The sequence below is a fragment of the Pseudomonas sp. F-14 TE3482 genome (assembly GCF_053629455.1).
In genome coordinates, this window is record NZ_JBRJII010000001.1 from 57,485 (window position 1) to 77,188 (window position 19,704).

19 protein-coding genes and 1 pseudogene are annotated in these 19,704 nt (G+C 53.5%); 13 read left to right on the plus strand and 7 right to left on the minus strand.

Going from position 1 to position 19,704, the window contains the following annotated elements; all coding sequences use genetic code 11:
* Positions 1 to 21 precede the first annotated feature (21 nt).
* Together AB7M26_RS00260 and AB7M26_RS00265 are read left to right on the plus strand one after the other, a co-directional pair.
* Entirely contained in the window at positions 22 to 864 is an 843-nt protein-coding gene (locus AB7M26_RS00260; RefSeq protein WP_429388978.1) for a chromosome segregation protein SMC, read from the plus strand.
* A 321-nt stretch (positions 865 to 1,185) separates the two neighbouring features.
* Positions 1,186 to 1,551 carry a histone-like nucleoid-structuring protein, MvaT/MvaU family gene (locus tag AB7M26_RS00265; protein ID WP_429387469.1) on the plus strand — a complete coding sequence of 122 codons (366 nt, stop codon included), beginning with the start codon at positions 1,186 to 1,188 and terminating at the stop codon, positions 1,549 to 1,551.
* Between the two features lie 212 nt (positions 1,552 to 1,763).
* On the opposite strand, the gene AB7M26_RS00270 is transcribed toward AB7M26_RS00265, so the two are convergent.
* Positions 1,764 to 2,918: a hypothetical protein gene (locus tag AB7M26_RS00270; RefSeq protein WP_429387471.1), complete on the minus strand. Its 1,155-nt coding sequence runs from the start codon at positions 2,916 to 2,918 to the stop codon at positions 1,764 to 1,766.
* A 742-nt stretch (positions 2,919 to 3,660) separates the two neighbouring features.
* On the opposite strand from AB7M26_RS00270, the gene AB7M26_RS00275 reads away from it, so the two are divergent.
* From AB7M26_RS00275 to AB7M26_RS00285, 3 genes are read left to right on the plus strand one after another with little or no spacing between them, the layout of a single operon-like run.
* Positions 3,661 to 4,338 carry a hypothetical protein gene (locus AB7M26_RS00275; protein WP_429387474.1) on the plus strand — a complete coding sequence of 226 codons (678 nt, stop codon included), beginning with the start codon at positions 3,661 to 3,663 and terminating at the stop codon, positions 4,336 to 4,338.
* Positions 4,331 to 5,155 (plus strand): ImmA/IrrE family metallo-endopeptidase, encoded by an 825-nt coding sequence (locus tag AB7M26_RS00280; protein WP_429387476.1) that lies wholly within the window; start codon positions 4,331 to 4,333, stop codon positions 5,153 to 5,155. Before AB7M26_RS00275 ends, AB7M26_RS00280 begins: the two co-directional genes overlap by 8 nt.
* Positions 5,148 to 6,215, plus strand: a complete 1,068-nt coding sequence (locus AB7M26_RS00285; protein ID WP_429387479.1) for a beta family protein — start codon at positions 5,148 to 5,150, stop codon at positions 6,213 to 6,215. The genes AB7M26_RS00280 and AB7M26_RS00285 overlap by 8 nt, the downstream gene beginning before the upstream one ends.
* Here the strand turns inward: AB7M26_RS00285 and AB7M26_RS00290 are convergent.
* Positions 6,196 to 6,762 (minus strand): sce7726 family protein, encoded by a 567-nt coding sequence (locus tag AB7M26_RS00290; protein WP_429387482.1) that lies wholly within the window; start codon positions 6,760 to 6,762, stop codon positions 6,196 to 6,198. The two genes, AB7M26_RS00285 and AB7M26_RS00290, sit on opposite strands and share 20 nt — an antisense overlap.
* A 1,124-nt stretch (positions 6,763 to 7,886) precedes the next feature.
* On the opposite strand from AB7M26_RS00290, the gene AB7M26_RS00295 reads away from it, so the two are divergent.
* Positions 7,887 to 8,165, plus strand: a complete 279-nt coding sequence (locus AB7M26_RS00295; RefSeq protein WP_429387485.1) for a DUF1652 domain-containing protein — start codon at positions 7,887 to 7,889, stop codon at positions 8,163 to 8,165.
* A gap of 155 nt (positions 8,166 to 8,320) precedes the next feature.
* On the opposite strand, the gene AB7M26_RS00300 is transcribed toward AB7M26_RS00295, so the two are convergent.
* The gene (locus AB7M26_RS00300; RefSeq protein ID WP_429387488.1) at positions 8,321 to 8,704 is read right to left on the minus strand and encodes a hypothetical protein; all 384 of its coding nucleotides are present in this window, start codon (positions 8,702 to 8,704) and stop codon (positions 8,321 to 8,323) included.
* Between the two features lie 1,449 nt (positions 8,705 to 10,153).
* On the opposite strand from AB7M26_RS00300, the pseudogene AB7M26_RS00305 reads away from it, so the two are divergent.
* A pseudogene (locus AB7M26_RS00305) lies at positions 10,154 to 10,252 on the plus strand (Arm DNA-binding domain-containing protein); the annotation flags it as partial.
* A 213-nt stretch (positions 10,253 to 10,465) separates the two neighbouring features.
* Here the strand turns inward: AB7M26_RS00305 and AB7M26_RS00310 are convergent.
* The 3 genes from AB7M26_RS00310 to AB7M26_RS00320 form a co-directional block, all read right to left on the minus strand.
* On the minus strand, positions 10,466 to 11,161 hold the full coding sequence (locus tag AB7M26_RS00310) for a glutathione S-transferase family protein (RefSeq protein WP_123498035.1): 696 nt from the start codon (positions 11,159 to 11,161) through the stop codon (positions 10,466 to 10,468).
* Between the two features lie 147 nt (positions 11,162 to 11,308).
* The gene (locus AB7M26_RS00315) at positions 11,309 to 11,530 is read right to left on the minus strand and encodes an SDR family oxidoreductase (protein WP_454238981.1); all 222 of its coding nucleotides are present in this window, start codon (positions 11,528 to 11,530) and stop codon (positions 11,309 to 11,311) included.
* Positions 11,505 to 12,056, minus strand: coding sequence for an SDR family NAD(P)-dependent oxidoreductase (locus AB7M26_RS00320; RefSeq protein WP_454238982.1), 552 nt, complete (start codon positions 12,054 to 12,056; stop codon positions 11,505 to 11,507). Before AB7M26_RS00320 ends, AB7M26_RS00315 begins: the two co-directional genes overlap by 26 nt.
* A 139-nt stretch (positions 12,057 to 12,195) precedes the next feature.
* Here AB7M26_RS00320 and AB7M26_RS00325 point away from each other — a divergent pair, with 139 nt between their 5' ends.
* Both AB7M26_RS00325 and AB7M26_RS00330 read left to right on the plus strand, forming a co-directional pair.
* A complete protein-coding gene (locus AB7M26_RS00325; RefSeq protein WP_123498031.1) occupies positions 12,196 to 13,098 on the plus strand; it encodes a LysR family transcriptional regulator in 903 nt (300 codons plus the stop codon).
* A 151-nt stretch (positions 13,099 to 13,249) separates the two neighbouring features.
* Entirely contained in the window at positions 13,250 to 13,579 is a 330-nt protein-coding gene (locus AB7M26_RS00330) for a hypothetical protein (protein ID WP_123498029.1), read from the plus strand.
* 155 nt (positions 13,580 to 13,734) lie between these two features.
* On the opposite strand, the gene AB7M26_RS00335 is transcribed toward AB7M26_RS00330, so the two are convergent.
* A complete protein-coding gene (locus tag AB7M26_RS00335; protein WP_123498027.1) occupies positions 13,735 to 14,076 on the minus strand; it encodes a potassium channel family protein in 342 nt (113 codons plus the stop codon).
* A gap of 414 nt (positions 14,077 to 14,490) precedes the next feature.
* Here AB7M26_RS00335 and AB7M26_RS00340 point away from each other — a divergent pair, with 414 nt between their 5' ends.
* From AB7M26_RS00340 to AB7M26_RS00355, 4 genes are read left to right on the plus strand one after another with little or no spacing between them, the layout of a single operon-like run.
* Positions 14,491 to 14,967, plus strand: a complete 477-nt coding sequence (locus AB7M26_RS00340) for a formate dehydrogenase subunit gamma (protein WP_123498024.1) — start codon at positions 14,491 to 14,493, stop codon at positions 14,965 to 14,967.
* Entirely contained in the window at positions 14,964 to 16,526 is a 1,563-nt protein-coding gene (locus tag AB7M26_RS00345) for a formate dehydrogenase beta subunit (protein WP_123498022.1), read from the plus strand. Before AB7M26_RS00340 ends, AB7M26_RS00345 begins: the two co-directional genes overlap by 4 nt.
* On the plus strand, positions 16,523 to 19,405 hold the full coding sequence (gene fdhF / locus AB7M26_RS00350) for a formate dehydrogenase subunit alpha (protein WP_123498019.1): 2,883 nt from the start codon (positions 16,523 to 16,525) through the stop codon (positions 19,403 to 19,405). Before AB7M26_RS00345 ends, fdhF begins: the two co-directional genes overlap by 4 nt.
* Complete coding sequence (locus AB7M26_RS00355; RefSeq protein WP_123498017.1) at positions 19,402 to 19,623, plus strand: formate dehydrogenase subunit delta; 222 nt, start codon at positions 19,402 to 19,404, stop codon at positions 19,621 to 19,623. The genes fdhF and AB7M26_RS00355 overlap by 4 nt, the downstream gene beginning before the upstream one ends.
* Positions 19,624 to 19,704 lie beyond the last annotated feature (81 nt).

Here is a 19,704-nt window from a genome sequence, read left to right on the forward strand (position 1 = left end):
TGCGAAAAGAAACAGCTGCTGCTGAACGAGATCGAAAAACTGAAAATCGAACGGGACAAATACCTGAGGGAAGCCGAACAGCTGCATACCGAGATAGCTCCGCTGGAAGAGCTGCTGGAGAGCGACGAGATGATGGATGCTGATCGAGCATATGAAATACGGAAACAGTACAACACCCTGAAAATCCCTTACGACTCTCGAATGCATCACGCCAGCATCATTAGCAATAAGATTGCGCGACGCGAGAATCTCGCCAATCACGAAACCTTAATGACGGGTTACACCGACTCGATGGCGAATTGGAAAGCGGACGAACAAGAACTCAACGAAAAGCGGGACAGCCTCAGTGCCCGTTTGGAACAGATCCGGCAGCAAGCAGCCGAAGACTTGGCGAAAGCACGGCAAGCCGAAACCGATGCAGCAACCGCTTATGCCCAAGCCGTGGCATGGGGCGACACCGAGGGCGAAAAGAACGCCAACGCAGAAGCGCAGAAGGCTGCGAAAAACCTCGCGTCTGCGACCGAGCACAATCGTCGACAACACCTGATCATGACCGCACTGGAGCACGAGCTGGCCACCGTTGACCAATACATCGCCGAGGCTCAAAAGGAACATAAAGCCATCGAAAGAAAAGCACTGTATCTGGCGCGGACGGTCTTGGAGGAACAGTGGAACGAAAAGGCTCAAGCATTGCTGGACATGGGGGGAAAGCTCTGGGCGGCCATTAACCTAGTTGGTGGCGATCAAATTAGTCTGAGGAAGTTGGTGCTACCTGAAGAAGGTGAAAGATTCGGTAACTGGACTAGCAGCGATTTGTCGGAGCGCTCCTACAAGTACACCGTGCAAGACGTTCTCTCATTGTAACGCGCTGAGACACCTGAAAGGGCCCGCACAGGCGGGCTCTTTAAAGACCTGTCAGGATAAAGATCATGATCACCCAAATACAAAGCAGCGCGAGTTGGACCGACACCTTGAAGGCGCGCAAAAATCATTTGACCGCATTGCTGAAAATCGTGGACATCAAAACCGCAAAAGCCTCGAAGGTCCAGGCACTAACTGTCAATTTGATCAAGGCCGAAATGAGCCACGTCGAAAGCCAGTTAAAAGGCCGAAAACAATGTTGAACTTGTATGCTGTATTACTATTCAGATAAACATCTTCAAAAAAATCTTTCAGGAAACGCTAATGTCCAAACTTGCCGAATACCGTCAGCTGGAAAAACACTTGGCCGAGCAGCTCCAGGCTCTGGAAGCACTCAAGGGCGATGCCGCGCTGAAGAAAGAAATCGAGTTCGAGACCAAGCTGCGTGGGCTGCTGGATCAGTATGGTTTCAGCCTGAAGCACATCATCAATTTGCTGGATCCGCAGAGCAGCAAGCGAGGTCAAGCTTCAACTGCCACACCCGGCACGCGTAAGCCTCGCCAGCTGAAGACTTACAAAAACCCTCACACCGGCGAAGTCGTAGAGACCAAAGGTGGCAATCACAAGACGCTGAAAGAGTGGAAAACCAAGCACGGCTCCGACGAAGTTGAAAGCTGGCTGAAAAGGTAAGATCGCTCCATCTGAAAAAGGGCCCAAGAGGGCCCTTGTTCTTAAGGCGAAAAAATTTAAAACTCTCATTGTAAGCTTACAGCCTGATGACGCTTTATTTTCAAGTACGCCCAAAACGATTCTAATGCAAAGACAAAATGTCGCGTTCGGCCAAAGCAGTCATTCGACATGACTAAAAATCAGGGGACAAAGCCGCTTGGCAACCCGTACATCTACCGCTTAACCTTAGTAGACGTAACGATCGCATAATCATCTTCCATCTCTATCAGGTGTGCTTCGACATCAAACCCTGACTCAAAATGAAGCATATCTGACGGGAATTCTGAATCCAAATTAATCACTAAGTACCTGGCAATCTCTTCAAGCTCAAAAACCCAACTTTTCACTTCATCCGAAGAGGAGCTATCGCTTATGGAAAACCCAAAAGATTTCAGATCCTTCATGAACCCTCTTTGATAGGATGGAATACGGAAGCACTTTGAGGCAATCCACTCCAGTTCCTCGCCAGAATACACCTTATCCAAGCGCTCCCTCAAAATTGCTCGAACTTCTAAAAACTGAAGAAGCCTATACAACCTATGGATGGCTTTCTCACCTTTAGATACATAAATAAAGCCTAGCGCACGCGCCTCTTTTGTAACAGTTTCTTCATGCTTATATTTATCTACACGACTACGCCTTGCGTCCCTCTTTTTTGCCTCCTTAACCTTGTCGATTAGCACCACACAAGCACCGACCAAACTACCTACTATCGCCGCTGCCGCAACAAAAGCAGCAAAATAAAACAACATTCTCAAAGGTTGAACCCACCATTTATCGGAGCCTATTACACTATCCAATAGAGTACTATGTTGGGTATCTTCAGCGCTTCTGAACTGTATTGAGGGAGAGCCGGCAACTTTCCCGAGAGGAGAAATAGCAGGCCCACTGCTTTCATCCCCCAACACTAGAAAGCTGATAAATATTGTATCGCCCGGCTCTATGATTGCTGACGTCATAGTTATCTGATTTTCGTGTTGAATCAGCGACAGGTTTCTTTGAAGATAATCAACTGAAGTGCGCAATGATGGAGTATCGACCACTTTGCCTTTCTCAACACGAAACCCAACCAAATCGTTATCATCAAAGTCTCCTTTTCTGATTTCTGCATTTCCATCATTCCTGATGGTCGCACTGACGACCCAAAGAGTCTTTTTACCATCCCTTAAATTTTCACCAGCATAAGATACATCAAGTCCACCTACAGCTTTGCGGATATCCAACAACCTTGTAGGGGGCGTCAGGGTTACAGTTATTTCACCGCGACGCTCGTAAAAATATGTCTGATAAATTGCGAAACCAAAACCCACTATTGCGACGATAGCCATGAAGCTTTCTGAACGAATCAAACCCCACACTTTTCTCATATAACATCCTGTATTCTTTTTTTGATAGGTGTATATCGCACCGCCGGCAGGCGGAAAAACTCACCCTAAATATAAATATAAATATTTCATCATGCCACTCCTAACCGCCTTTAACCACTCTTATTAAGTCCTCTATAAATTCCTAAACACGTCTGATTCGATACGTATCGCCTTCCCGACCGTTTTTGACAAAATGAGACCGGTCGACAACATCTTGATAATCACATCACCCGCCCTCTTAAAATCGTGCTTGCTAAGGATATGCTCACAAATAGCGGCGATATGGCGGCTTACCGGAGCTCCACAACACTCGAGCCTGCTGCCATGCAACACAACCGTAAAAAGCCGTCTATCCTGCTCTAGATCGATGGCACATCAGGCTTTATTGGCTGACGCGCAAAAACGCTCCGTCAGCAAATCACGCTAGGGCGTAGACACCCGCTTCAGCAAGGCAATACTATAGTGCCATTACGCTAATGGATTTTGGTATTTCCAGCAGACTGGAATTTTTGAAGGATAAGAAATGGATTTCGAGCCCTTATCGCGCAGGACCCAAACGCTGCCCCCTCGCGGCGCTGCTTGGCGTTTCCAAATTGGCAGGAGCCTAGCCGTGATGAAATGCCACAACGGCGAGGTGCCGTCGCCAGGATAAAGCACCTTTCTTTTCTAGAAAATTCCATAATTTTTAAAAGCGCGGTGTTATATGGATATTAACAGGATTAAATCTCTTATCGCATCGTCCCCTCCTGCCTCCGCTTTGGTTTGTGGAGTTAAAACGAACACAATCGGCCAAAGCGTATCATTTCAACTTTTGCACGGTTGGGATATTGCGTTAGCCAGCAAATGTGATACGGAGTGGACGGCTAAAAATATTGAAATACTTTATTGCGTAAAGAGCGCGACGACATGCGAAGCAGAGCTATTACAAAAAATATCGGACTTGCACATGGAAGATGCTCACTGGCGATGGACCGCTAAAGCTATCCATCACAGTACACAGGAGTATAATTGGTTCTTCTACCTGGCTGAGGATGCTGTCCAAGCTGCCTGCCTCATATATCACCCCAAAGACAGCATAATAGATGGACAAGGCATCTTCTACATAGAATATGTCGCAGTAGCACCATGGAATAGGCCAAACCCACTGAGCACTGCACGCTTCAAAGGTATAGGCTCTGATCTTATTAAGTATGCATCTAAATATGCCACTGAAACCTTAGGTTTGCGCCCTGGTTTTTCGTTGCATTCGCTACCGAAGGCTGCCGCTTACTACAATAAAATAGGCATGACCTGCTTCCCAGAAAGAAAGAAAGAGAGCCTTGATTATTTCGAGATGCCTACAGAAGCCGCTCAAAAATTCGGAGCAGCAGCAAATGGATGATAACAATGAGCTCGAAGATTTCTTCGTCTCTACATCTGACTGCACTCCTGAAAGTCTTTTGGGGGCGCTGGAAGCCTATTCCGCAATCTCTAAAAAACTGGGAACTAGCGACCCCCTTATTTTTAAAGACCTCCTTTCGGGAGCTGCTGGTAGTGCTCTTTTCAGGAGAAGCGGGACAGATAAAGAAATCGAAGTATTCCTCTGGCTTTCTCAGGTTCAACGTTGCGCTGAGATCGTGGTTTCTACCGGAAAGGTGCAAAAATTTACCGGTCTAAGCCGGGAGTTACTGAAGGAAATTTCTAAGTTATCTTTGAACACCGAAAATATTAAAACAATTTCCAACCTGCTTTGGCAGCATGGCGTCGTGCTTATCTATTTACCTCAAACTGCCGGCATGAAAACTGATGGAGTTTTCTTTAAGCTCTCATGTGGGACGCCTGTAGTCGGTATGACCCTGCGATATGATAGATATGATTATTTTTGGTTCACCCTAATGCATGAACTTGCTCATATCTCAATTCATTATGATCAGCTTGCTGATCCTCACTTTGATTGCTTCGAGGATATTGGCGAAGACATTATTGAGCTCGAGGCAAACCAGCTAGCCAAAGAAACCTTCATCAGCCGTAGTGATTGGCGATCTGCTTCCGTACGAAGGTATCGCAATGAGCAAGACTTGTTTAAAGATGCCGAAAAGCTCTCCATACACCCTGCAATCTTAGCAGGCTTCGTAAGGCATGATCTAGGCAACTATTCTCTTTTCAATACTGTTATTCATGAGACAAGCGTCAAAAGGATGATAAGCACAGATGCCTAAGTACATGCCGTTCCTAAAAGCCAAAGCTAATGAGTTTGGAGCGATTAAATCTCTTAGCAAAGAGAGAAAACAGCTTATAGCCCCCTTTTTCGATCTCCCGTTGAAAAAGAACATGAACGCTGAAACATTAACGAAGAATTTAGTGACTGCCGCTCGAAAGTTCTGCCTAAATATGAAGGGTGTACCTGAATACTTTGTAGATGACTATGACATTCCAGACTCAATACTCATCGGAGGACGCCCCAGCTATGAGTATTTCGCAGCATGCATGCATGCTCAGAACCTAAACTTCAATCCAGTTGTTGGTATCGATCGTACAACTGATCGAAACACGTGTGTATTTACACCTGCGATTACAAGAATTGTGAAAAGCAGACGAATCGCTTTACGCATCTCCAGCGAAGACCTCATTAGCTACAACTTGATTAGAGCAGACATCATGCATCTAATAGCGATGGGGGATGGTATTTATGATCGATGGGTACTTGTAATAGACAACAGGGTTTGCAAGGGGGTCGATGCACTGGCCCGTGCAGCTCAGATAAGAGCGTTTTGCACAGCAGCTGCTGCTGATTACCCATATGAGTCTATTGTCATCACAGGTTCTACACTTCCTCCAGTAGCTGGTGACGTGCTTTCAACTAATAACGAGATACACCTAGCTCGTAACGAGATCGCCATCTACAGCAATGCCATTACCGGTCTCACTGGTCATCATGTGATTTTCGGTGACTACACTATTGTGAGCCCCGACTACTCGGACTCTGACATTGACCCGCGCAACATGCTTAACGTTACCGCACCTAAGGTAGTCTACTCTTATGAAGACAAACACTATATTGTACGTGGCGGCGGCATTAAGACACATCGGCGAGGCTTCAAACAATACAACGACATCGCTTCAACTATTATAGCAAAGGCTTTTTTCCGACACGGCAATTCGGAAGGCGACTTGTATTTGGTTGAAAAAGCAGCGGGGCTCGGATCGACTGTTATGCCCGGCAGCATTTTGAAACCTACAATCAACTCCCATATCTCCTTTATGCTTGATCTTTTATAAGACTTCTAAGAACAAGAGCTTTGCCTATCGTAAGGCTGAGCTCTTGCGCCCCAAAAGCCTGGGAAATGAGAACAGACAAAGAGTCTCTATTTATTTTAGTCTGAACTTTATCTTCAATTCCACTTGCAATATCAAACAATTCATTTCGCCAAAGTGTTAACAACGCTACCTGTTTGTCAAACGCCACGCTCTTCTGAGCCTGCCGAATTGGTTTAAAAACAATTTTTCTCGCAGAATTAAACTTTGCTTCAATTATACCCCAATGACTGGGCGCAATCTTAGTCGCTTTGACTATATGTTTCGATGTAGTTACTAAAGTAACCTTACGAAAAGCGAGATCATAATAGAAACCTTGCTGAGCAATTCTCTCAACTTTATCCCCGTCACCTTTAATTTCGTAACAATGGGCTTCTCTATGAATTGCGACCACATCCGCAATAGCGCTGCCATTATGAACTCGTAATTCTTCAATAAGAGCTTTCGGCTGAGGATGGGAATTTCTTAGTCTAGCCAACAATGCAGCACGGATTAATGAGTCATTTAACATATTAGTCACATGCTCGCAACAAGTCTAAACTCTATTATACAAAACAAATACAACATCAAACTCCAATATCACGCATAGCCCACCTCAAATACCGCTCTAATATGCTGTCATCGGTTGTTCACAATCTAATTAATCTGTCCGGTGTCAGATACATGGCTTGCCTACGTTAGGCCATGCAGGGTCCATTGTATCATCGACACCAATAAATCGCTTCAGCACAGCCAGTGTGAATCACCATCTTTAGCCTTCAGCAACGGCCACGCAAACCATGCCGGCGGTTCCTCAAGCACTCGCCACTAGGCCGCAAGGAGAGCTTAGTCGGGAGCGATCGTTACAGCATAACAATCGACAGGCGCACTTACATTGCCCCTGACCTCCTAGACTCATCTGGCCGGCTCCTTTTAACCGATAGCCACCCATCGCGTATGGCGGCTACTGGATGATAGCCTGCTGACGGCGGTACTGGAGTGACCACCACTGCCCACTGATCATTGCACATAGGCAGATGAGGAACTGAAGGAGTCTACTTTTCTGATCCTTAGGTGTACCTACGTCTAAGTCCTCATTCACATTCTGAAGCGTTACACCGGCTGGCTTGGTAACACCTCTCAGACTAACGCGATGGATCCCTGTTACTCGTAAAATTCTCAATATATTCAGAGTGTTAGGAAGCACCGTCACACTAGTAACACGAGTAACACCGCTTTGAGAGAGATATGTATCCCCGCTCCCCGGAAGCATCAATCCCGCCAGCGGAAGTCAGGAGCAGACTCCGGAGGATGCCGGGGCCCCTGAGGTTTTCATTAGGGTACGGGGTCGGAAACCCGCGGGACTGTGTTAGCGAAAAGGTACCCATCTTAGTGAACAGGTGAACCGGGTGAACTCACAGTTCACCAATGCAATAGGGTAATTGCACAGACGTGCCCATCCACATGCATTCGACCTAACCAGTCATTTGCATCGGATTTGACCAGTACGAGCCGTGGGCTTGACCGGCAGAGAACGCCCGTAGTGGACATCGACGAAAGGCACTTGCTGGAACCAATTTGGCCTCACGTAAGGCCGCAGACTACCTATTATTATTTAGGGGGAATCAATTCCCTGTGACTCTGAGGACGTAAGTCATGTTGTCGATGCGTGAGCTGCGCCAGATCATCGAATGCGGCTTTCTTCCGTTCTCCTGCACCTGCACGGCAAATCCGGATGGATCGTTGATGATCAAAGTGTTCGATCCATCGACTGGACAGGTTGAATTGTTGGTCACTGCCGTCACGACAGAGAGGCTAACGTCCAGCCGAGCGATAGCGGAACTCATCGGCGAGTTACGTAGTGAGATGGCCATCAGACGTACGAATTTTGCCACGCTTAGGCACAGAGCTCCCGAGAACCAAGATGACTACTGAAAAATTCAAAGCAGACTTGGCTCTGGCTCATACGGAACTGGCTGCTGCGACTGCGGACGCTATGGCTTTCGTTAGAGCGGGGAGGGCCTTCGGGGAACACTGGAAGGCGGCCGTTGAGCGAGAGCGCAAGGCACACAAGCGAATGCAATGGGTTCTTAATAGTCCTTTGGTCCCATCCCTAGGTTGGAAGCAGGAGCCATAATTGTCTCGCCACTCGCAACCCAATCAGCTCGTCCCTGAGCAGCTGGAGGGGGCGATGCCACCTGGTTCACTCCAGAGAGCGTCTCTGGTTCGTTTGAAAGTGCAGGGAATTGCTCATTGATTAACGAGAGATGATCCAGCGCTTCACGAAACTTGGCATCTGCCCTCCCTCGAAGTTGCAAATATTGAAGAAACATTTCGCTATCAAGATCTGGTCTATCCAGCAAGTCGATTGCTGATCGATGGAGGGCATTCGCCTCTTCAAAAAGTTTTTCATTCTGCTCCATCGCCAAGCGGCGACAAGCGGTGAGATGGGCATTGGTGTGCTGGGAGTACATGGCCGCCTCCTACTTCATTGATCCCCCTCGAACCGCCACGGCCGAGCCTTCAGGCGAGGTAACGCAACCGTAAGATTTTTGATCTCGCGATAGAGGTATGACCACCCGTATATTGATGAATATCAAAGGGAATCGGTTAAAAAAATCGATTGTTTGAGAGGCTGCGACGCCACAAATGATCATTTTTCTGAGGTGTTGTCTGACGCTAACGCAAGACTAGTGATTGGTTATTGCAGTGGTCTGAATGGCTGCTTCTCTGCCGATCATGTCTGCGGCTCGTGCTGGTCAAATCTTATGCAATCGGAGGTCAGAACGAATGAAAATGGGTGGTCAAGTGGAATGCAATTCCGCATGCAATGCACATGGTCTTGAGAACTCGCCGGGGTCCCTAAGCATCTCTGAAGGACACGGGGCAGAAAACCCGCTCGTTCGTGTTAGCGGCTGGATTTTTGAAGTTGGTTGACAGGTTGACGGAGTTGACCTGGTGACGAACACCATGCGTACGTTATCAGCAACACAAAGGGGCATCTTTACCATCACGGTAACGATGTCCCTTTTTCGTCAGGATCCTTTCAATTTCAACGTTGAAATTTCAGTAAGGTGGGATGACTGCCGCTAGCAAGATGTCGCGGGTTTCCGACCCCGTGTCCTTCAGATAGTCCCAGGGTCCCCGGCGGCTTTTTGGCGACTGATTGCTTTCTGCCATCCTCCGGCTAACCTCCATCCCTGCTGGTCATCGCGCATCTCGGCCAGCAAAGCAGACATGGTTAAAAATGTTGAGTCATTACCGATCCGACACACGGAAGCGAGGACTAGCAAATGCAATCATTTATCGTAAATAGAAACGTTCAAGCGAACGGCGACTACGAAGTGCACAACACGACGACTGGCTGCAGTTTCATGCCGCAGCTGGAGAATCAGGTATCACTCGGAAATCACCTAACCTGCACCGGCGCTGTTAGCGCCGCTCGAGGGGCAAACCCCACACTAAGAATTAATGGTTGCTACTATTGCTGCAACCCTTGCCACACCAGCTAGGTTCCTGGCAAAGCACAGCGGGGTTTACGGGTCGTTTATGCCTAGATCTAGGATTGTGCGATCATAGGCCCAAGCAAGCTGTATCCCCGTGTGTATCCCTAACGATATAATCCGGCTGTAGGCCACGGATTATATGGAAGACTCCAGTCTCCCTCGGGCACCATTTGCAGTACATAGACGACTACCAGCGTCTACGCAACACCCCTAGAGCCCGCTAACTGCGGGCTTTTTGGTCTCTGGGGTTCCACCCCCATCTCTTGCAAGCCAGCCTCTTTTGGGTACATTTTCTGTACATATTCCAGTTCGAGAACCGGAGGTGTACAGCAATGCCATTGACCGCCTTGCAAATCAAAGCGTCCAAGCCTGCCGACACCGTTCACGTTGAGTGATAGTTCGGGTCTTGCCCTGCTGGTGAAACCCAACGGCAGCAAGTATTGGCACTTCCGGTACACGTATCAGGGTCGGGCGGCGCGCATGTCACTGGGCGTGTATCCGCATATCTCCTTGCAGGAAGCCCGTGAACGAGCTGCAGAATGCCGCAATCTACTCAAGCAAGGCACCAACCCGGTGCCAAACGCCGCGATGGTTCGCTACGCAAAATGGGAGGAAATCGATTTTGAGGAAGGGATTTGGACCATCCCGAGCCAGGATCCATTTCTCCGGGGCTATGCCTTGCCAGCGCCCCTGCTGGCCAAGCTAGCGGCGGCGCGATCGCATCGGCATTTAAAGGGGATGCGTTTCCGATGCAGTAGCCAAGAGTGCTCTTGCTTCCTGCAAGTGCTTGCGGAACCGGATGGCATAGTCCTCTGCAACTGCCGCCTGAATGCTGAAACGGCTGGCCAGCGCACGACGCCAATCAGCCACTCGACTCAGTCCATCAAACAACTGATGATTGGGCTCGAATCCAAGTATGTCGAAGTAGCGAAAAACTGGAGCCACGGCGATGTCGACCATGCTGAGCCTCTCGCCGGAGAAATAAGGGCCGTCCGATATTTCACTGTCGAATCGCTCCAGCTTTCCTCTCAACGCTGCAGATTTGCCAAGGGCTGTCTGCTGGTCGGTGGCGTTCAAAAATCCCCATGCATCCGCCAACGTGGCAGAGGCGAATTCGATCCATGCACGGTGTTGTGCTCGGATCAACGCATTCATTGGATGTAACGCAGGTTCCGGGTACACCTCCTCCAGGTATTCGCAAATGGCGACGCTCTCGAATAGAACGGACTCGCCTTCATTGCCGTCTGGAACCTTGAGCAGCGGAACCTTACCGCTTGGCGACATCGCCAGAAACCAGTCTGGCCTGTCGCGAAGATCGACATCGATACGCTGAAAGGTAATACCTTTTTCGAGTAACACGATGGTCACTCGCTGAACAAATGGGCATAACGGATGGCTGACGAGTGTGAACTGTGACTGTGGCATTGGAATAGACCCACTGAAGAATCAAAGCCCGCCGCCACGAGTGGGAGCGGGCCGTATAGAAGCTACGTCCGTGACTTCAAGAAAGCCGGAGTGGCAATCAGTTTTCCGTAAAAGCGCAGGAGACGTTCCTTCGCGTATCGTTGGCAGCTAAAGCGAGCGGCCACCGTCGACGATGAGTTCCGAGCCAACCGTCCATCGTGACTCGTCTGACGCCAGGTACAGCACGGCCTTGGCCACTTCCTCGGGCGTACCAAACCGGCCGAACGGAATGGTCGCTGCGATATCCTGGTTGAGCTGTTCGCGATAGGCATCGGGAATACCGAGCTTGTCGTAAAGCGGCGTATCAACCGGGCCAGGGGCTGACTGCATTGACCCGAATACCACGCGGGAGCAGTTCGCTAGAAAGCGTCTTCGACATGTTCAGGAACGCGGCCTTGGTCGCGCCATAAACTGATGAACGCGCGGCGCCGAGGTGTGCACTAACCGAGGTATTGAGAACCACCGACGCAGGGTTCGCGAAGACTGGTAGCAATGCCTGGATCAGAAAGTACGGCCCCTTAACGTTGATGTCGAAGGAGCGATCGAACATTTCCTCCGTCCACTCTTCGATCGGCAGCCAAACGGATACGCCTGCATTGAGAAAGGCAACATCGAGTTGGCCATAGTGAGTCTGAACGGCCTGCGCCAGTTCCTTCTGCGCATCGATGCTGGCTGAGTCAGCACGCAGTACCAATACTTCGCTTCCCAGTTCCGCCTGGGCCTTTGCGATGGACTCCGGATTGACTCCGGTAACGATCACGCGCGCGCCTTCGGCGAGGAACTGCTTAGCCGTTTCCAGGCCAATGCCGCTGGTGCCGCCGGTGATGAGAGTGCGTTTGCCTTGCAATCGGGACATGTAAGTTTCCTTTTCGGTTTTTCACGGTCAGTCGATGTACTGACCTGCCAGAGGGAAACTATGTATTCATACCTGCGCATTGATAAGATGGCCTATTCGAATACATTTCATGCTTGTATTGCATGAATGAGAGGTCTAGATGGATCGACTACTGCTGATGACCTGCTTTGTTCGCGCTGTTGAGACAGGAAGCTTCTCGGCTGCAGGGCGTGACCTGGGGCTGGGGCAGCCTAACGTCAGCCGCTATGTGGCGGCGCTGGAAGATCATTTGCAAACCAGGCTGCTTCACCGATCCACACGAAAGCTTGCCCTCACCCCCGAGGGAGAACGCTATTACGCAGATGCCCGGCGCATTCTCGATGCCGTGGAAGAATCGGAGTCGTCCTTCAGGGAGAACGTCGCCCCGTCCGGATTGTTGCGAGTCGCCTGCCCGACCGCGCTAGCCCATGCATTCGTGGTGCCGCATGTATCCACATTTCTGGAGCGCTATCCAGAGTTGACGCTCGACCTGCAGATCAATGATCGCTATGTGAATCTGGTCGACGAAGGGGCTGAACTGGCGATCCGCATCGGACATCTGGAAGACAGCGCAATGCGTGCCCGGTCGCTAGGCTGGTTCGAGCGTGTATGCGTTGCCAGCAAGGAATACCTGGCCAAACGCGGAATCCCCACGACGCCCAATGATCTGAGAACGCACGATTGCCTGATCTACACCCTGCTGTCGACAGGTACCACATGGCGCTTTCGGGATATCGATGTTCCCGTTTCTGGCAGGCTTCGGGTCAACTCACCTGAAGCCATACGAGAGTGTGTAAACGAGGGGCTGGGGATCGCACAGGGGCCCGAATGGCTTTACGAGGAAGGGCTGAAAAATGGCAATCTGCGGGTGTTGCTTAGGGACTACGCAGCTCCGGCTGTCCCCGTGCAAGTCATTTACGTTGCCGACCGGCTTCTCCCCAAAAGGGCCATTGTATTCATGGATTTCATCGCCGAGGTGTTCGCAAAAAATTCTGCATTTAACGATCAACCCAGACCATCATAATTGAGTAGTCTGCAAGGCCTTTTTTTTTCGTCTGCAAAAAAGTGACCTCGCCCCGCCACCCCGTAGGAGCTGCCGAAGGCTGCGATCTTTTGATCTTGCTCTCCAACGCCAAACCCGAAACCTCTCAGCTAACGAATCAAGGATTCACACAATGGAATTGCCACTGGAAACCGTTGCCCTTTTCGCCCTCAAGCTGGCTTATGAGACGGAAGGTGAAAGCCCGATTCTGCGGGATGATCCGATCATGAGCGATTATGAGCGGGAGGTTTTTGGGTTGTTGGTGCGTAGGGGTGATGTCGAGGGTATCCAGTTTAGAGTGGCGCATTGTGTGGGGTTGGCGTTGGAGGCCATGGGCGGAGTTAATACAGTCCTCGGTCGCGAACTGCATCGATTGGCAGCAGATTTCAGCGCTGCCCGGACGATCCCACAGCTGGATGTCCCGCTCATCGCTCTTATGGGCTACTTGAAAGACATCCAATGAATAAAGGGGGCCTGCCTAAAAATGGGTACGCCCGATAGGAGCATCCAGGCGAGAAGCCACGTCTTGTCGAAAGACGTCATCTGTCTTTCCCTGTTCTTCAAATGAACATCGTGAGCATGACTTCATAGCGCATTTCCCCCTACACCGCTGCTGCCCTACTCCACCTGACCTTTCGCCCGCACCGCAATCTCAATCGCCCGAATACTGATCGCCGCAAATATCGCCGTCATCAGCACCCCGTTGAATCCAAGCAAAATCGCCAATATCCGCGAGACGGCCAGTTTGGGGACGAGTTCTCCATAACCGATGGTCAGGCCGGTCACGAACGCGAAGTAGATACCGTCAAAGGGATCCCATCCTTCCAGAAAGCTGATGATCAGGCCGAACAGCACAATCAAAAACAGCAGGATGGAAAAAATTGGCCAGACAACGTGAAAGTAGAACCTGACTGCTTTGTAGAACTCGCGACGGACGTGCGATGCATGAGTGATGTTCATGTCATGGACCTATTGGGGTTAACCTGACCGGGAATTGAATGCAGGGCGTTTCAACATCCTTTCAGCTTGGCACAAGCGGGCACGATGCCTCGCTCATCGCGCTCAAGGATTATCCGAAAGTTATTCAGTGAGTGAACGCCTCGGGCTGTGCTCTTCTAGACTTAACAGGGAGTCGTAGACAGAATCGAACACGTCGCTTTGGTGCAGATGAATCAAAGGCAGCATGGCAAGCTGCCTGTTATGCCCTGAAGAGGTGCGGCAAAGACCGCACCGGGCCCAACAAGATGCCCGCTCAGGGTGCCTGGCCAACGGCCTGAAAATGCCACGATACCGTGACGTGGTGTGACTGCCGCAGCCGACACTTTCGGACAACTGACAACCGCCTGGTTTGTCCGTGATCGTGAGGAATGCTGTATGCCTGATGAGATGTTGCACCTGCCTATGGTCAACAGCCTGCTGGAGCGCCATAAACGCTCCCCCGGCGCACTGTTGCCGATCCTTCATGAGATTCAGGAGGGCATCGGTTACATCCCCGATGCCGCCATCCCCGAGATCGCCCACGCCCTCAACCTGAGTCAGGCCGAGGTTCGCGGGGTGATCAGCTTCTACCATGACTTCCGCACCGCGCCGCCGGCCCGGCATATCCTGCGTCTGTGCCGGGCCGAGTCGTGCAAGAGTCGCGGCGCCGAGCAGCTCGCGGCGCAATTGCGCGAACGCCTGCAACTGGACGACCACGGCAGCAGCGCCGACGGCAGCATCAGTCTGCGCCCGGTGTATTGCCTCGGCGCTTGCGCCTGCTCGCCCGCCCTGGAACTGGATGGCCGGGTGCATGCGCGGCTTAGTGCCGAGCGTCTGGATGCATTGCTCGATAGTTGCAGGGAGGACGCATGATGCCGGCTTTCTATCTGCCCCGTGATTCGCTGGCCCGCGCCGTGGGTACCGAAGAGGTTGCGGTAGCCCTTATCACCCACGCCCGGGGACGCTTTGTTCCCCAGGAATTGCAACGTACCAGTTCGCGCGGTTTGTATTGGCTGGAACCGCTGTTGGAGGTGGACAGCCCGAAAGGCCGTATCGGCTTTGGTCCGCTGACCGCCGCCGATGTGCCGTCCGTGCTCGATGCGTTGCAAGGCGAGCCGTCCGCGCATCCACTGGCCTTGGGCCTGGTGGAAGAATTGCCGTATCTCAAGACACAACAACGCTTGCTGTTTGCCCGAGCCGGCATCACCCGGCCGCTGTACCTGGACGATTACCTGGATCATGGCGGTTTCGAGGGTTTGAAAAGAGCTGTCACCCTCGGTGGCGAACAGACCGCGACTGAGGTGTTCGATTCAGGCCTGCGTGGCCGTGGCGGCGCAGCCTTCCCCGCGGGGATCAAATGGCGCACGGTGCGCGCTACCCAGGCTGCGCAGAAGTACATTGTGTGCAACGCCGACGAAGGCGACTCCGGCACCTTCGCCGACCGCATGTTGATGGAAGGCGACCCCTTCCTGTTGATCGAAGGCATGGCCATTGCCGGCATCACCGTCGGCGCCACTTACGGCTACATCTATGTGCGCTCGGAATATCCGGATGCCGTGGCCACATTGCGCGCAGCACTGAACATCGCTCGATCTGCCGGTTACCTGGGCGCCAATGTCGGCGGCAGCGGCCAGGCCTTCGATATGGAAGTGCGCGTCGGTGCCGGCGCTTACATCTGCGGTGAGGAAACCGCGCTGCTGGACTCTCTGGAAGGCAAGCGCGGGATTGTTCGCGCCAAGCCACCGATCCCCGCCTTGCAAGGTCTGTTCGGCCTGCCGACTCTGGTACACAACGTGCTGACCCTGGCCTCGGTGCCGCTGATTCTGGCAAAGGGCGCGCAGTTCTATCGCGATTACGGCATGGGCCGCTCCTTGGGCACCATGCCCTTTCAGTTGGCGGGCAACGTTCGTCACGGCGGCCTGGTGGAACGGGCCTTTGGCCTGACCCTGCGGGAACTGGTGGAAGACTACGGCGGTGGCACCGCCAGTGGCCGGCCGCTGAAAGCCGCCCAGGTGGGCGGCCCGCTCGGCGCCTGGGTGCCACCGTCGCACTTCGACACGCCCCTGGATTACGAAGCCTTCGCCGCCATCGGCGCGATGCTCGGTCACGGTGGCGTGGTGGTGGCTGACGACAGCCTGGACATGGCCCACATGGCGCGCTTCGCCATGCAGTTCTGTGCCGAGGAATCCTGTGGCAAATGTACCCCCTGCCGCATCGGCTCGACCCGGGGCGTGGAGGTAATCGACCGCTTGCTGGCCGCGCCTGACCAGAACAGTCGTGATGAGCAGGTGATCATCCTCAAGGACCTGTGCGACACCCTGCAATACGGTTCGCTGTGCGCGTTGGGCGGCATGACCTCCTATCCGGTCGTCAGCGCCCTCAAGTACTTCCCCGCCGACTTCGGTCTGCAGTCCTCGGAGGCCGACCAATGATCACTCTCTTCGATCCGAAAACCGATATCGACCTGGGTACCCCTGCCCGCGACAGCCAGGTGCAAGTCACCCTCAACATCGATGGCCGCAGCATCAGCGTGCCCGAAGGCACCTCGGTGATGCGCGCCGCCGCGCTGCTGGGCACCACCATTCCCAAACTGTGCGCCACCGACAGCCTGGAAGCCTTCGGCTCCTGCCGTATGTGCCTGGTGGAGATCGACGGCATGCGCGGTTATCCGGCGTCCTGCACCACGCCGGTCAGCGAAGGCATGAGCGTACACACCCAGACGCCGAAACTCGCCACCCTGCGCCGCAACGTCATGGAGCTGTACATCTCCGATCACCCGCTGGACTGCCTGACTTGCTCAGCCAACGGTAACTGCGAGCTGCAAACCGTGGCGGGCCAGGTCGGCCTGCGGGAGGTGCGTTACGGCTATGAAGGCGACAACCATCTGGCCGACGTGAAGGACACCTCCAACCCCTATTTCGATTACGACCCGAGCAAGTGCATCGTCTGCAACCGCTGCGTGCGCGCCTGCGAAGAAACCCAGGGCACCTTTGCCCTGACCATTACCGGGCGCGGCTTCGAATCCCGGGTCGCGGCCGCCGGTGGCGACAACTTCCTGGAGTCGGAATGCGTGTCCTGCGGTGCTTGTGTGCAAGCCTGCCCGACCGCGACGCTGATGGAAAAAAGCGTGGTCGAACTGGGTCAGCCCGAACGCAGCGTGATCACCACTTGTGCCTATTGCGGTGTGGGCTGTTCGTTCCGCGCCGAGATGAAAGGCGACCAGTTGGTGCGTATGGTTCCAGACAAGAATGGCCAGGCTAACCACGGCCACTCCTGCGTCAAAGGGCGCTTCGCCTGGGGCTACGCCACTCACCCGGATCGCATCACCAAACCGATGATCCGCAAGCACATCAACGACCCTTGGCAGGAAGTCAGCTGGGATGAAGCGGTGACCTACGCCGCCAGCGAATTCCGTCGGCTTCAGCAAAAATACGGCCGCGACTCCATTGGCGGCATCACCTCCAGCCGCTGCACCAATGAAGAAACCTACCTGGTGCAAAAACTGATACGCGCCGCCTTCGGCAACAACAACGTCGACACCTGTGCGCGGGTTTGCCACTCGCCGACCGGTTATGGCCTGAAACAAACCCTGGGCGAGTCCGCCGGCACCCAGAGTTTCGACTCGGTGATGCAGGCCGACGTGATTCTGGTGATGGGCGCCAACCCCAGCGATGCCCACCCGGTGTTCGCCTCCCAGCTCAAACGCCGCCTGCGTGAAGGCGCGCGGCTGATCGTCATCGACCCACGACGCATTGATCTGGTGGACTCGGTGCATGCCCGCGCCGAACTGCACCTGGCCCTGCGCCCGGGCACCAACGTCGCGATGCTCAATGCCCTGGCCCACGTCATCGTCACCGAAGGCTTGCTCAATCAAACCTTTATCGACGCCCGTTGCGAGGGCAGCGATTTCGCCCGCTGGAGCGAGTTCGTCAGCCGCCCGGAAAACTCGCCGGAAACCCTTGGCGCCATCTGCGGCGTAGACCCGGCCGACATCCGCGCCGCCGCCCGTCTGTATGCCACCGGCGGCAATGCGGCGATCTACTACGGCCTGGGCGTCACCGAGCACAGCCAGGGCAGCACCGCGGTCATGGGCATCGCCAACCTGGCCATGGCCACCGGCAACATCGGCCGCGAAGGTGTGGGCGTGAACCCGCTGCGTGGGCAGAACAACGTTCAGGGCTCCTGCGACATGGGCTCCTTCCCCCACGAGCTGCCCGGCTACCGCCACATCTCCAACGAAGTGGTTCGGGCGCAGTTCGAACAGGCGTGGAACGTCACTCTGCAACCTGATCCGGGTCTGCGCATTCCCAACATGTTCGAGGCAGCACTGGGCGGTAGCTTTAAAGGCTTGTATTGCCAAGGCGAAGACATCGCCCAGAGCGACCCGAATACCCAGCACGTCACCGCGGCGCTATCAGCCATGGAATGCGTGGTGGTGCAGGACATCTTCCTCAACGAAACCGCCAAGTTCGCCCACGTGTTCCTGCCGGGCAGCTCGTTCCTGGAAAAAGACGGCACCTTCACCAACGCCGAGCGGCGCATTTCTCGTGTGCGAAAAGTCATGGAACCGCTGGGTGGCAAGGCCGACTGGGAAGGCACCGTAGCGCTGTCCAATGCACTCGGTTACCCGATGAGTTACCAGCACCCGTCAGAAATCATGGATGAAATCGCCAGCCTGACGCCGACCTTCACCAACGTCAGCTACACCGAACTGGATCGCCACGGCAGCCTGCAATGGCCGTGCAACGCCGCGGCACCGGACGGCACGCCAACCATGCACATCGAGGAATTCGTGCGCGGTAAGGGGCGCTTCATGCTCACCGGCTACGTGCCCACCGAGGAAAAGGTCAACAGTCGCTATCCCCTGCTGCTGACCACCGGGCGCATCCTCAGCCAGTACAACGTCGGCGCCCAGACCCGGCGTACCGACAACGTCGCCTGGCACCACGAAGACCGCCTGGAAATCCACCCGACCGACGCCGAGAGCCGTGGCATCAACGAAGACGACTGGGTCGGTATTGGCAGTCGCGCCGGACAGACCGTACTGCGGGCGCGGATCACCGAACGGGTAGCCCCTGGCGTGGTGTACACCACCTTCCACTTCCCTGAGTCGGGGGCCAACGTGATCACCACCGACAATTCCGACTGGGCCACCAACTGTCCGGAATACAAGGTCACCGCCGTGGAAGTCAGCCGCGTCTACCACCCTTCCGAGTGGCAAAAACGCTATCAGGAGTTCAGCGACGAACAACAACGTCTGCTCGACGAACGCCGCCAAGCGCGTGGCGCTAAAGCGGAGGTACGCCGATGAGTACTGAAAACCTGATCAAAATGGTCAACCAGATCGCCCAGTACTTCGCCAGCGAACCGGACCAGAAACAGGCCGTGCTCGGCGTGCGTAATCACCTGCAGATGTACTGGACGCCTGGCATGCGCAAGGAGCTGCTGGCCTGGCAGACAGCGCATCAGGGGGCAGACTTGCACCCACTGGCGCAGGCGGCGGTCAGTGGGGCGGGCTGGGAGGCTTAGGTTCACACGACCTTAAGCCTGACCGAAAAACCTGTGGGAGCGGGCTTGCTCGCGAATGCGATATACCAGTCACCACCATCG

Excerpts from the sequence above, each read along its gene's own strand:
- AB7M26_RS00265 (WP_429387469.1), top strand. The coding sequence starts at position 1,186 with ATGTCCAAACTTGCCGAATACCGTCAGCTGGAAAAACACTTGGCCGAG.
- AB7M26_RS00270 (WP_429387471.1), bottom strand. The coding sequence starts at position 2,918 with ATGGCTATCGTCGCAATAGTGGGTTTTGGTTTCGCAATTTATCAGACA.
- AB7M26_RS00275 (WP_429387474.1), top strand. The coding sequence starts at position 3,661 with ATGGATATTAACAGGATTAAATCTCTTATCGCATCGTCCCCTCCTGCC.
- AB7M26_RS00280 (WP_429387476.1), top strand. The coding sequence starts at position 4,331 with ATGGATGATAACAATGAGCTCGAAGATTTCTTCGTCTCTACATCTGAC.
- AB7M26_RS00285 (WP_429387479.1), top strand. The coding sequence starts at position 5,148 with ATGCCTAAGTACATGCCGTTCCTAAAAGCCAAAGCTAATGAGTTTGGA.
- AB7M26_RS00290 (WP_429387482.1), bottom strand. The coding sequence starts at position 6,762 with ATGTTAAATGACTCATTAATCCGTGCTGCATTGTTGGCTAGACTAAGA.
- AB7M26_RS00295 (WP_429387485.1), top strand. The coding sequence starts at position 7,887 with ATGTTGTCGATGCGTGAGCTGCGCCAGATCATCGAATGCGGCTTTCTT.
- AB7M26_RS00300 (WP_429387488.1), bottom strand. The coding sequence starts at position 8,704 with ATGTACTCCCAGCACACCAATGCCCATCTCACCGCTTGTCGCCGCTTG.
- AB7M26_RS00310 (WP_123498035.1), bottom strand. The coding sequence starts at position 11,161 with ATGCCACAGTCACAGTTCACACTCGTCAGCCATCCGTTATGCCCATTT.
- AB7M26_RS00315 (WP_454238981.1), bottom strand. The coding sequence starts at position 11,530 with ATGCAGTCAGCCCCTGGCCCGGTTGATACGCCGCTTTACGACAAGCTC.
- AB7M26_RS00320 (WP_454238982.1), bottom strand. The coding sequence starts at position 12,056 with ATGTCCCGATTGCAAGGCAAACGCACTCTCATCACCGGCGGCACCAGC.
- AB7M26_RS00325 (WP_123498031.1), top strand. The coding sequence starts at position 12,196 with ATGGATCGACTACTGCTGATGACCTGCTTTGTTCGCGCTGTTGAGACA.
- AB7M26_RS00330 (WP_123498029.1), top strand. The coding sequence starts at position 13,250 with ATGGAATTGCCACTGGAAACCGTTGCCCTTTTCGCCCTCAAGCTGGCT.
- AB7M26_RS00335 (WP_123498027.1), bottom strand. The coding sequence starts at position 14,076 with ATGAACATCACTCATGCATCGCACGTCCGTCGCGAGTTCTACAAAGCA.
- AB7M26_RS00340 (WP_123498024.1), top strand. The coding sequence starts at position 14,491 with ATGCCTGATGAGATGTTGCACCTGCCTATGGTCAACAGCCTGCTGGAG.
- AB7M26_RS00345 (WP_123498022.1), top strand. The coding sequence starts at position 14,964 with ATGATGCCGGCTTTCTATCTGCCCCGTGATTCGCTGGCCCGCGCCGTG.
- fdhF (WP_123498019.1), top strand. The coding sequence starts at position 16,523 with ATGATCACTCTCTTCGATCCGAAAACCGATATCGACCTGGGTACCCCT.
- AB7M26_RS00355 (WP_123498017.1), top strand. The coding sequence starts at position 19,402 with ATGAGTACTGAAAACCTGATCAAAATGGTCAACCAGATCGCCCAGTAC.